8 protein-coding genes and 1 tRNA gene are annotated in these 12,144 nt (G+C 46.2%); 7 read left to right on the forward strand and 2 right to left on the reverse strand.

Annotated elements, in window-relative coordinates:
• Nucleotides 1–322: 322 nt before the first annotated feature.
• The 3 genes from JOC27_RS13050 to JOC27_RS13060 all read left to right on the forward strand — a co-directional run bounded on the left by JOC27_RS13050 (nt 323) and on the right by JOC27_RS13060 (nt 5,166).
• Nucleotides 323–1,984: a sensor histidine kinase gene (locus tag JOC27_RS13050; protein ID WP_205007715.1), complete on the forward strand. Its 1,662-nt coding sequence runs from the start codon at nt 323–325 to the stop codon at nt 1,982–1,984.
• Nucleotides 1,981–2,739, forward strand: coding sequence for a LytR/AlgR family response regulator transcription factor (locus JOC27_RS13055; protein WP_205007716.1), 759 nt, complete (start codon nt 1,981–1,983; stop codon nt 2,737–2,739). The genes JOC27_RS13050 and JOC27_RS13055 overlap by 4 nt, the downstream gene beginning before the upstream one ends.
• Nucleotides 2,740–3,510: 771 nt before the next feature.
• Entirely contained in the window at nt 3,511–5,166 is a 1,656-nt protein-coding gene (locus JOC27_RS13060) for a phospholipase C (RefSeq protein WP_205007717.1), read from the forward strand.
• A gap of 259 nt (nt 5,167–5,425) precedes the next feature.
• On the opposite strand, the gene JOC27_RS13065 is transcribed toward JOC27_RS13060, so the two are convergent.
• Nucleotides 5,426–6,457: a methyl-accepting chemotaxis protein gene (locus tag JOC27_RS13065; RefSeq protein WP_205007718.1), complete on the reverse strand. Its 1,032-nt coding sequence runs from the start codon at nt 6,455–6,457 to the stop codon at nt 5,426–5,428.
• Nucleotides 6,458–6,699: 242 nt separating this feature from the next.
• Nucleotides 6,700–6,771: transfer RNA gene (locus JOC27_RS13070), tRNA-Gln, on the reverse strand.
• 241 nt (nt 6,772–7,012) lie between these two features.
• On the opposite strand from JOC27_RS13070, the gene JOC27_RS13075 reads away from it, so the two are divergent.
• From JOC27_RS13075 to JOC27_RS13090, 4 genes are all read left to right on the forward strand, one after another.
• Nucleotides 7,013–8,389: a sugar phosphate nucleotidyltransferase gene (locus JOC27_RS13075; protein WP_205007719.1), complete on the forward strand. Its 1,377-nt coding sequence runs from the start codon at nt 7,013–7,015 to the stop codon at nt 8,387–8,389.
• Between the two features lie 345 nt (nt 8,390–8,734).
• Nucleotides 8,735–10,132 (forward strand): dipeptidase PepV, encoded by a 1,398-nt coding sequence (gene pepV, locus JOC27_RS13080; RefSeq protein WP_205007720.1) that lies wholly within the window; start codon nt 8,735–8,737, stop codon nt 10,130–10,132.
• A gap of 98 nt (nt 10,133–10,230) precedes the next feature.
• On the forward strand, nt 10,231–11,001 hold the full coding sequence (locus tag JOC27_RS13085) for a gamma-glutamyl-gamma-aminobutyrate hydrolase family protein (protein WP_205007721.1): 771 nt from the start codon (nt 10,231–10,233) through the stop codon (nt 10,999–11,001).
• Nucleotides 11,002–11,650: 649 nt separating this feature from the next.
• Nucleotides 11,651–12,106, forward strand: coding sequence for a YczE/YyaS/YitT family protein (locus JOC27_RS13090; protein WP_205007722.1), 456 nt, complete (start codon nt 11,651–11,653; stop codon nt 12,104–12,106).
• Nucleotides 12,107–12,144: the final 38 nt, after the last annotated feature.

Raw genomic sequence — 12,144 nt, forward strand, 5'->3', positions numbered from 1 at the left:
CATTATAAAGGATTTTTTTGTCTAGAAACCATATTAATTTTGAACATTCATAGTATTATGAATGGTTTGAATAAAATAGTGAAACGCTAGTATTAGGAAATTAAAAAAACCTAGTGGGATTAAGTGAAAGAGTGAAAGAGAAGTTAAGGCTTAGCCGGCATCCGGAGGCTTTGGCATCACAATATTTTCTAATCTTTGGGCAATGTCGAACTTTTTTTGCGCCCATTTTGCCGATTCAATGTCTTATAATTTAGTTAAACGCATTCATGGGATCCTGCTTTTTTACCTTGTAAATGATGACCTTGATTTGGGAGTCTTGCATATGCCTGCTTTTTTTACAATGCTTTTTCAGTTATTTGAACGCTCGGCTGTTCTCATAGTCTTTTTGTTTATTTTAACGCGGTTTCCGAGATTTAAAGAGATTCTTCAGCGTGAAAAGCATTCGCGACCAGAACTTGCCATTTTAACTGCTCTTTTCAGTTTGTTTGCTATTTTAAGCACATATTCCGGTATTCATGTGGAAGGATCGCTTGTCAATGTTCGCATTGCTACGATCATTTCGAGTGGAATACTTTTTGGACCAGTTGTTGGTATTATTACAGGATTTGTTGCCGGTTTGCATCGTTACTTGATCAATATCGGTGGCGTTACTGCGTTGCCATGTTTTCTTACGAGTTCCTTTGCGGGAATCGTCTCTGTGTTGGTCCATAACCAGGTAAAAAAAGAACATCGCTGGATCTATGGCATTGTGATGGGCATGTTCTGTGAAGTATTGACGATGGTATTGATTCTGCTTATGTCAGGCTCTTTCACCAGAGGCTGGAGCATCGTGTCGCACATTGCGCTTCCGATGATTCTTGGTGAAGTCAATATTGGGTTTATCGTTCTTTTAGTAACCAGCGTTGAAGGAGAGAAGGAACGAATTGCAGCGATGCAGGCGAAGCTTGCACTGGAAATCGCCAATAAGACCCTTCCTTATTTTCGCTCCGTGAATCAAGAGTCATTAAAAAAGATATGCAGTATCATTAAAACGGAAATGGATGCTGATGCGGTTGCGATGACGAATACCGCCCATGTCCTAGCCTATGTTGGCTTTGGCGAGGAACGCTATCCGATTGGCGGAATGATTGTCAGCGCGTTTACGAAAAAGGTCATTCAAGACGGAAAAATCATGTTTTCTAATAACGAGTCCGAACACCATCTGCCACAGATTCAATCTGTTTTGATCATACCGCTTAAGGAAAAGGAAGAAGTGACAGGGACACTCAAAGTTTATTATCGCAAAGCAACCAAGATGACTTATTCACAGCAAACATTAGCTATTGGTTTGTCGCAGCTTATTTCCACTTTGATGGAAATATCGCGCATGGAACAAATTAGAGAGGCTGCTAGCAAAGCAGAAATGCAGGCGCTGCAGTCAAAGATTAATCCCCACTTTCTGTTTAATGCGCTGAATACGATTGCATCGCTGATTCGCCGCGATCCTGCGAAGGCGCGCAAGCTCATCATTCATCTATCAAGCTATATGCGTGCGAATATTGAGCGAACCGATTCGTTTATGAACATGGCTGAGGCGATTCAGCAGGTAAAAGACTATGTGGCGATCGAACAAGCTCGGTTTGGCGATCGGCTTGAGATGGATTATGATCTCGATGCTGTTGCCATTACGGTTCCGAGTTTGCTGATTCAGCCACTCGTAGAGAACGCCATAAAGCATGGCGCGCTAAAACGCCGCGAGCATGGTAAAGTGACGCTTTCTGTTAAAGACATTGGCGATCGGGTGCGCGTGCTCATTCGTGATAACGGTCCCGGTATTGACCAACAGATTATTGATCAACTTTATCAGAATCAAGCATCTGCCAAGAAAATCGGATTGCTTAATGTGCATCAGCGCGTAAAATTAATCTATGGTCAGGGTTTAACGATCAATCGATTGCAAACCGGAACAGAGATTTATTTTGATATGAAGAAGGTGACACGATGAATGCCATTATCGTTGAAGATGAACGCCCGGCACGTGAGGAACTGGAATTTTTAATTAATGAACACAGTTCAATTCGAATCACGCATTGTTTTGAAGATGGATTAGATGTCTTAAAGTTCCTTCATGAAAATGAAACGGACGCTGTTTTTCTGGATATTAACATTCCTTCACTCGATGGTATGCTTCTTGCCGGAAGTATAAGCAAATTTAAACATCGGCCTTACATCATTTTCACCACGGCTTATAAAGAACATGCGGCAAAGGCGTTTGAATTGGAAGCTTTTGATTATCTTTTAAAACCGTATGACGAGCAGCGGATTGCGACGGTTCTTGCCAAATTAGAGAAAGCTTTTGAAAGCAAAGGCACCCAGCAAAAAACGACAATAGTTCAGCACCAGACGCAGCAAATGAGCGATCCACGCTTGGCTCATATTAATTTGCGAAAGAATGAAAAGATTATTGTGAAAGAGCTCGTGAACATTTATTATGCTGAAGCGCGTGAGAAGCTGACGCTTGTTCAGGCAGATGACGGGCTCTATACAATGCCGATGAATTTATCTGAATTTCAAGCGCTGCTTCCGAATGATCTGTTCTTTCGCTGTCATCGTTCGTACACGGTCAATTTGGAAAAAATACGTGAAATTGCCCCTTGGTTTAATCAAACCTACCTGCTTCATCTGAAGGATGTGGCTGTGGAAATACCAGTCAGCCGCAGTCACGTGAAAGATTTTCGTAAGCGTATGCACTTAGAATGAGAAACCACAAAGAGGTAACAGACACCATAAAGCTTCTTCACATCTAAACTTAAGGTCAATAGAAAAAGCGCTGTATCATATGATCAAATCTGCGCTTTTTTTAATGGAACAATTTATAAGACTTTACTCGAGAAAATTCTGCCCAAATGTGCTTTATAGAAGAACATAAAAAATTCATTTCTGCTCTTATGGAAAAATTGTTGAACCATTGAGCATCCTCGCTCAGTGTTCGCGCTGTGAAGCCCACCTGACGCTCTGGTCTTGCTGAGGCTCACGGATCGCCCGCGGCAAGCGAGCAGCCGGAGCGCAATAGTTGAAAAAGGACTTGGCTATGCCAAGTTTTTCTAAAGAGATAAGAATGTATAAAGTTTTTCGCACAAAAATGCAGCGAGGCGCGAGACGCCTGCGGGATTAGCGAGCCAAGTGAGACCCCGCAGATTCTAGTTTGTCAGAGGAGGCTCACGGATCGCCCGCGGCAAGTGAGCAGATTGTTAAAAAAGGACTTGGCTATGCCAGTTTTTCTGATGAAGATAGGTCTTTTTTAATAGATTTCATTTTCTATGCCGATTTGACCAGAAATGCCTTTCCAATAGGAAATTGTATCGATCATGTCCTCTGAATGACGAAAAACAAAATCTTAGTATCTAAGCCATATTTACTAATTAACTTCCATCTTTTACAAATAGAAAATACTGCGAAAACTGGAAAGTAACTTTAAGAAATTATGATCAATTTGTGACAGAATTTATTGAGGTGGGGGAGGATGAAAGAATGATCAGATTCAAGTCAACGAAAAAATGGACAGCTGCTTTGCTTGCCGCTGTGCTGGCCGGAACCGGAGGATATCTTGCTGTGCCCAATACACAGGCTCAGTCCGCAAAGGCAACAGCCAAACACAATGCCGGCAATCATTACGTCACGTATCAGGGAAGCACAACCACGCCGATCAAACACGTTGTTGTCATTTTTCAGGAGAATATTTCATTTGACCATTATTTCGGCACCTACCCGAATGCGCTGAATCCGAAAGGGGAGCCTGCTTTTCATGCGGCACCGAACACGCCGTCAGTTAACGGTCTGAGCGGGGCACTTTTGACAAACAATCCAAACGGCGCGAACCCGCAGAGACTGGATCGTTCGCAGGCTGTTACCGGTGGCAATGACCACAGCTATACCAACGAACAGAAAGCGACGGACGGCGGATTGATGGACAAGTATGTGACTTACGGCGGACGTGGTTCGACGAATGTCATGAACTATTATGACGGCAATACGGTTACCGCATTATGGAATTATGCACAGCATGGCGCGTTAAATGATAATTCATTTGGGACAAGTTACGGACCATCGACACCTGGCGCGCTGAACCTAGTTTCCGGTCAGACACATGGATCAGTGCCTTACACAGCCAATGTCACTGCCGGGGGGACGAAAATCAGCAACGGGGTAGTCAGCGGGCTGGTCAATAACGGAACAACCTATAATGATATTGATCCCTATTATGATCAGGCATCAAAGGGAAAAACAGTCGCACTAACCGGCAAGAATGTCGGCGATCTACTCAATACCAAGAATATTAGCTGGGGCTGGTTCGAAGGCGGATTCCATAATGCTGCGGAGAATCATGACAACGTCGGCGGTACGGGTTCGACGGATTATATCCCGCATCATGAGCCGTTCCAGTACTATCAGTCGACAGCCAATCCAAATCACCTGGCACCGTCAAAAGCATCACTGATCGGGAAAACGGATCAGGCGAATCACCAATATGATTTGGCCGATTTCTGGACAGCAGCTAATTCTGAAAATCTGCCTGCAGTCAGTTTCCTTAAAGCACCTGCCAATCAGGACGGTCATTCCGGTTACTCTGGTCCGCTTGATGAACAGTACTTTCTGACGAATACGATCAATAATTTGGAACAATTGCCATCATGGAAAAGTACGGCTGTGATCATTGCCTATGACGATTCCGATGGATGGTATGATCATGTGATGCCTCCGCTCGTTAACGGATCCAATGACCCGACGGCCGACGCGCTGAGTGGACCTGGCGTTGCCGGACAAGTGAAAACAGGTGCTTATCTTGACCGCGCAGGTTATGGGCCAAGACTTCCACTCCTGGTTATCTCCCCATATGCCCGATCAAATTTTGTCGACAATACACTAACGGATCAGACTTCTGTGTTGCGGTTCATTGAGGATAACTGGAAACTGGGGCGCATTGGCGATCAATCATTTGACGCGATGGCCGGAAGCCTGGAGAATATGTTCGACTTCACCAATCACGGGAAAAATAAGGCGCTCTATCTGAATCCGAATACGGGACTCGCCGAAAGCAAACAAACGGCCCGGAAACAAGGGAACAATTATCTGAAAGACCTATATAAAGAAGCGGGTATTACCATTCCCGATAAAGTTCTGAAATAATCGTCTGAAAATCCAAAAGCAATCTGGCCAAAACCTCTGAGGTGGAAAGAAATTATCCTTTCACCACAGAGGTTTTTTGATTGCTGCTTTCAGTTTTTATTTAAAGGCTTTGTTAAAAATTCTGATAGATCATGCCAAAATGTATCAGCAATACAGCCTGCCCAAATATAATAATCACTTGGTAAGTCCGACTATTGACAGACCTTCAATAAATTAATGAGAGATTCACTTTTACTAATAATCTCAACCATTTGTTTCTCTAATCGTTCCTGGTTCCCCTCCTTGTTACGCAGTATTCCTCTACTCTGTCGATGTCGCGCCCTACTCTGTCGATGTCGCGCCTTACTCTGTCGATGTTGCGCCTTACTCTGTCGATGCTACGCCCTACTCTGTCGATGTTGCGCCTTACACTGTCGATGTCGCGCCTTACTCTGTCGATGTTGCGCCTTACTCTGTCGATGCTACGCCCTACTCTGTCGATGTCGCGCCTTACACTGTCGATGTTGCGCCTTACACTGTCGATGTTGCGCCTTACTCTGTCGATGTTGCGCCTTACACTGTCAATGTTACGCCCTACACTGTCGATGTTGGGCTCAACTCTGTCGATGTTGCGCCTTACACTGTCGATGTCGCGCCTTACTCTGTCGATGTTACGCCTTACTCTGTCGATGTTGCGCCTTACACTGTCGATGTCGCGCCTTACTCTGTCGATGTTACGCCTTACTCTGTCGATGTTACGCCCTACACTGTCGATGTTATGCCTTACTCTGTCGATGTCGCGCCTTACTCTGTCGATGCTACGCCCTACACTGTCGATGTTGCGCCTTACTCTGTCGATGTTGCGCCTTACTCTGTCGATGTTGTGCCTTACACTGTCGATGTTGCGCCTTACACTGTCGATGTTGCGCCTTACACTGTCGATGTTACGCCTTACTCTGTCGATGTTGCGCCTTACTCTGTCGATGTCGCGCCTTACTCTGTCGATGTTACGCCTTACTCTGTCGATGCTACGCCCTACACTGTCGATGTTGCGCCTTACTCTGTCGATGTCGCGCCTTACTCTGTCGATGCTGCGCCCTACTCTGTCGATGTTGCGCCTTACTCTGTCGATGCTACGCCTTACACTGTCGATGTTACGCCTTACTCTGTCGATGTTGCGCCTTACACTGTCGATGTTGCGCCTTACTCTGTCGATGTCGCGCCTTACTCTGTCGATGTTACGCCTTACACTGTCGATGTTACGCCGGAATATATGGTGATCTTTATCCGAATAGAGATCAGGCGTTGGCAACAGCGCTCAACGGGTTTATGACGTTGCCGCAAGAGAAAGAGAAAAAAGCCTGTGACCCCAAACCAGCTAAAAATAGGTGGATTTCGCGAATAATATAAAGAGAAGCAGAGAGGTATCGCGCCCTTGGAAGTGCCATAGGGTACGTAAGTTCAAGTAGTGACACGTCGGTGACATTTTGGTGACATACCATAAAGAAAAGGCTCAAAACCCTTGATATAACAGGATTTTGAGCCTTTATGTGATTACCCCATCTGGATTCGAACCAGAACATCGCGGCCCCAGAAACCGCTGCCTTACCGTTTGGCCATGGGGTAATGGTCAATCAGAACATGTACTATTATATCCAGGTGGTTATATAATTGCAAGGGTTTGTTCGAAAAAAATTTTACTTTTTTCCAGAAACGGTGATTTTTCCCGGTAAAACAAGGTATTTCGCAGGAACAATAAAAGACACGGAAGCGGTTTGCGAGCGAGAAAACAGGTCTTGAACCTGTCCAAGCTTTAGTGGCATAATAAAAATATTGACGAATTATGGAAGTCCGGGGAGCGATTATGATGCGTTTGGTACTCTTATCGGGTGGATCGGGCAAACGGCTTTGGCCATTGTCAAATGATGCCCGTTCAAAACAATTTCTAAAAGTGCTGGAAGATGATGGCAAACAGTTGCGTTCGATGGTTCAGCGGGTGTTCGGCCAGTTGAATCAGGTGGGTCTTGGCGATTCGACGGTGGTCGCGACAGGCAAAGGACAGGTTGAAATGCTGCAGGATCAGCTGGGTGATGCCGTGCCACTGATTGTCGAACCGGAACGTCGGGATACATTTCCGGCGATTGCGCTCGCAGCGTCTTATTTTTATTCGATGACCGACGCGACCCTCGATGACGTGGTCGCCGTGTTACCGGTCGACCCTTATGTTGAGACGAGCTTTTTCAAGAGAATTCTTGATCTTGAAGATCTCGTCAACCGGACTGACGCGGATCTGGCACTGATGGGTGTGCAGCCGACTTACCCTTCAGAAAAATACGGCTATATTGTTCCAGCGAAGGGTGAAAAAAAGGATTATATTGATGTGGATCACTTTACCGAAAAACCGAAGCAGGAATTAGCAAAGCAGCTGATCGCGAATTCCGCGCTCTGGAATTGCGGTGTTTTCGCCTTTCGTTTGCGCTATGTGATTGCCAAACTCGAAGAATTGTGCTTGCCGCTCAATTACGAAGAGCTGTCTAACCATTTCGCGGAACTGCCGAAAATCAGTTTTGATTATGCCGTCGTTGAAAAAGCAAAGCGTATTGTCGCTTTGTCTTACGATGGATTCTGGAAGGATCTTGGCACGTGGAACACGCTAACTGAAGAAATGGATACAAGCCAAATTGGCCGCGGGATTATTAGCGCCGATTCGGAAAACACACATTTGATTAATGAACTGGATTTACCAGTGACAGTGATTGGCGTGTCGAACGCTGTCGTTGCTGTCAGTCCAGACGGTATTCTGGTCGCCGATAAAGACCAGAGTCCGCGCGTTAAAGAAGTGATGAAAGGTTTCGACCAGCGGCCAATGTATGAAGAACGGCATTGGGGTTCCTATCACGTCTTGGACTATACGAGTTATGTAAAGAACCATGAAGAAGTGCTGACGAAGAAGCTCAAAATAAAGGCGGGCATGAATCTCAGCTATCACTGCCACCACATGCGTCAGGAAGTTTGGACGGTTATCAAGGGAAACGGTCGTTACGCCGAAAACGGTGTGATCCGATCGGTGAAACCTGGCGACGTTGTGATCGTCAAAGCGGAAACGATGCATGCGATTATTGCTGACGAGGCACTGGAATTAATTGAGGTGCAGATGGGCACGCAATTGATTGAGGAAGATATTAAACGGCAATATTATAAATGGGATGAAATCGAAGCGAACTGCTCAGTGGTTCGTAGCTGAAGATGATTCATTCACGGGGAGATATCCAGCGAAAGGCTGGTCGTTCTGCCCGTTTTTCTTTGAATTTAATAAATGTATATAATTTTCGCAAAAAGTGGAAAGAAGAAGCTAGGTTCGGTTCGACTTTTGGAGCAACTATTGTTCAATTCGGAGCAACTTTTTACGGATTAGGAGCAACCCTCGGATTTCGGAGCAACTTTTCCATGATTCGGAGCAAATTTGCTTAAAGAAACCTTACCTGGGCCGAGTTTTCCCATCCATACGCTGGGGCAGTTTTGATCAGACGGTGGAAATGCTAGAATAGGTCATAGGTTTAAAAAGTTATTATCGAAGGATGCGAGATCAATGAGCACGATTAACGAGAAGAAATTTCTGGAAGATTTGCAGTCGCTGATTGCGATCAAAAGCACGAGAGACATCGCCGCCGCAACGGACGGTGCCCCGTTTGGCCCCGGACCGCGCGAGGCTCTCGATAAGATGCTTGAGCTTGGCGCTCGTGATGGTTTTCGTACGAAGAATCTGCAAGGGTACGCCGGTTATATTGAATATGGACCGGAAGACGCAGAAGATTATATCGCGGTGCTCGGCCATGTTGACGTTGTCCCGGCTACCGGCAACTGGGCGCATGATCCGTTCTCTGTTCATCTGGAGGACGGCACGCTGTATGGCCGCGGTGTCATCGACGACAAAGGACCAACGATGGCTGCCTATTATGCTTTGAAAAGTGTCAAAGAATCCGGAACAGCATTGAAGCACCGGATTCGTCTTGTGATCGGAACAGATGAAGAGAGTGGCTGTGACTGCATGGTCAAATACAACGAACTGGAACCGATGTCGTTGTTCGGTTTCGCGCCAGACGCGGAATTCCCACTGATTTTTGCGGAAAAAGGTCGTATTTTCGCACGGATTGACGTGCCGGCTGCTTTTGAAGAAACAGCTCTTCGTCTCAAGCAATTCTACTCCGGCGAACGCGTGAATATGGTACCGGATCAGGCGTATGCTGTGCTATCCGGCGCAGCTGCCGAGCAGGCTGTCGAAGAAGCCAAGCATCTCCTCGCGGCACAGAATATTGATTTTACCGCAGAAAAGATCGGTGCTGACTGGAAATTGACAGTCAAAGGACAGTCCGCACATGGCTCGGAACCGGCTGGTGGTGTCAATGCCGCGTTCCTGCTCGCCGGCGCTCTGCTTGATTTGTCGTTTGCAGCTGAAGAAAAAGCCTATCTCGCTTTTCTTGGCCAAACGCTTCAGGGCGATTTTGATGGTAAAAATCTAGGCATTGCGTTTCAGGATGACGTGTCAGGCAAATTGACTGTCAACGCTGGATTATCCCGTTATGAATCAGGTAAAGGTGGCAGTGTGTCGCTCGATATTCGCTGCCCGATTAAAGCTGTATTGAAAGATACGGCGGCTACGCTCGCTGCATCGGTCGAAGCACTTGGCTTTTCAATTGGCGATCAGGACATCAACAAGCCGCTTTATGTCGATCCGAAGCATCCGGGTGTGCAAATTCTCAAACACGTTTATGAGAAAAATATGGGCCAGAACGATGTCAAATTGCTGACATCCGGTGGCGGCACCTATGCGCAATACTTGGATGCTGGCGTGGCATTCGGTGCCTGCATGCCGGACTATCCGTATACCGGTCACCAGGTCGATGAACATGTCCGTTTGAGTGATCTGCTGCTTGCGTCCGATATTTACGCAGACGCGATTCGGGAACTTGGCAATATGGAAAAATAAATCTTAGTAATTAGATAGGAAAAATATTTATTGATTGACGCTTTGCGAAAATTCTAATATATTATTAGAAAAGTACTTTGCGATCGGGAGCGGTCAGAATGGGGAAAAAACCGATAATCGGCATCACGACGGGATATGTCAAAAAGAACGATTTTGTACAAGGTCCGTATGTGCATGAAGATTATCTTGAAGCCGTTACGCGCGCGGACGCCGTGCCGGTGCTCCTGCCATACCAGGCAGAAGGGGCGGCCGAACAGCTGCTTGGACTTTGTGATGGCCTGATCTTGAGTGGCGGCAGCGATGTCGATCCGCGTTTCTATGACGAGGATCCGTTGCCGCAGATTGATTGGTTTAATACGGAACGCGATCAGTTTGAAATGAAGCTCCTGCGTTTGGCGCTGGCAGCGGATAAACCGATTCTGGGCATCTGCCGTGGGTTTCAGTTGATGAATGTCGCGTTTGGCGGCAGCCTGATACAGGATCTGCAGACGCAGCGCGAGCAAGCGATTCAGCATGTGCAACGCGTGCCGCGGGTGAAAGCGACGCACAGTGTCCGGCTACTGCCGGACAGCGGGCTCTCCCGTCTCTTTGACCGCCGCGAATCTTTTTTCGTTAACAGTTTGCATCATCAGGCCATTAAGACACTGGCTGCTGAGTTGAAAGCCGTCGCTTTTGCTGGAGATGGTGTGATTGAAGCAGCCGAGCATCGGAATTCGGAACGAATCCTTGGCGTTCAATGGCATCCAGAATCGATGACCGCAGGCGGCGATCCGCTGATGCTCCGCCTGTTCCGTCAGTTTGTCCGCCAATGCGACCGTCCGGTAAACGAACCAGTGCCATCTGGCAGCGATCAATCTATAACTGAATAAAAGGGCATAAAATCGAGAGGCTGTCTCATTGTTTTTTCAACGATGAGGCAGCCTTTTTTACAAGAAAAGAATGTATAAGATTTTGCGTTAAAAATGTAGCGAAGGCGCGAGACGCCTGCGGAAGCAGCGAGCCAAGTGAGACCCCGCAGATACCAGCCTGTCTGAGGAGGCTCACGGATCGCCCGCGGCAAGCGAGCAGCCGAAGCACAATTGTTACAAAAAAGGACTTGGCTAAGCCAAGTTTTTCTGGTTTGTGGGAAACTAAATGACTACCGGATTGCCGGAAGCACGTGCTCAATCGCCGGAAGCACGCGTCCAATCGTTTGAACCACGTATTTTCGCATATGGAAGAAAGGGTTTCGTAAAAGTCGTTGAAGATTTTGATTCATTTTCTACACTTTTCAAGCGAATAAGATGCTTTTTGTCTCAATAGTGTATCAATAAGTGCACTTCGGCATAAATAAAGTGAATAAGAACTTACTTTTTCCCGTGCAGCCTGTTAAAATAGCAATACAAAGACAACGAATTTTAGCATGTTCCGACGAAATCCGTGGTATGAGACTATGGAGCTGTCCAATCTTGCAATCTGTTACCCTATCTGTGATGCTCGAAAGGCAATGAAAAGTTTAATATTTTGGGGGCTTTTTAGTTGATCGCAAAAGGTGTTTGGCTCATTATCTCGGTCTTTCTTAACGCGTTTGGCAATGCATTAACGGTTAAAGCGGCACTTGGTTCAGCGCCTTGGACAGCGGCCAGTCTTAATTTGTCGAATGTTTTTGGTATTACGGTCGGTAATGCGCTGATTATTATGGGTGCCGTCGTTCTGATCGCTGATGATTTACTGCGGAAACATTGGAACGGTATCAAAGACTTTTTTAATTTTCTTTATGTCCTGTCCTTTGGTTACGTGGTCGATCTTTGGCTAATGCTGATGCAGCAAATCGTGATCAGCAATTTGTTTGGACGCGTCGTCATTTGTGTTTTTGGAATTCTGTGCATCGGTGCGGCGCTTTCGATTTATTTTCGCGTCAACCTTGTCCTTCATCCTGTATGTGTCAAGGTTTTCTCGGAAGCCTTTACTAGGGAAGGACTTCTTAGTTCTTAATTTGTACACCTTAGGTATTAAATCATTTTCAAGCAAGC

It is taken from the genome of Sporolactobacillus spathodeae, from assembly GCF_016908935.1.
Lineage (GTDB): Bacteria > Bacillota > Bacilli > Bacillales > Sporolactobacillaceae > Sporolactobacillus > Sporolactobacillus spathodeae.

What these genes read in the sequence shown, in the direction of transcription:
- JOC27_RS13050 (WP_205007715.1), top strand. Translation starts at nt 323, where the DNA reads ATGCCTGCTTTTTTTACAATGCTTTTTCAGTTATTTGAACGCTCGGCT.
- JOC27_RS13055 (WP_205007716.1), top strand. Translation starts at nt 1,981, where the DNA reads ATGAATGCCATTATCGTTGAAGATGAACGCCCGGCACGTGAGGAACTG.
- JOC27_RS13060 (WP_205007717.1), top strand. Translation starts at nt 3,511, where the DNA reads ATGATCAGATTCAAGTCAACGAAAAAATGGACAGCTGCTTTGCTTGCC.
- JOC27_RS13075 (WP_205007719.1), top strand. Translation starts at nt 7,013, where the DNA reads ATGCGTTTGGTACTCTTATCGGGTGGATCGGGCAAACGGCTTTGGCCA.
- pepV (WP_205007720.1), top strand. Translation starts at nt 8,735, where the DNA reads ATGAGCACGATTAACGAGAAGAAATTTCTGGAAGATTTGCAGTCGCTG.
- JOC27_RS13085 (WP_205007721.1), top strand. Translation starts at nt 10,231, where the DNA reads ATGGGGAAAAAACCGATAATCGGCATCACGACGGGATATGTCAAAAAG.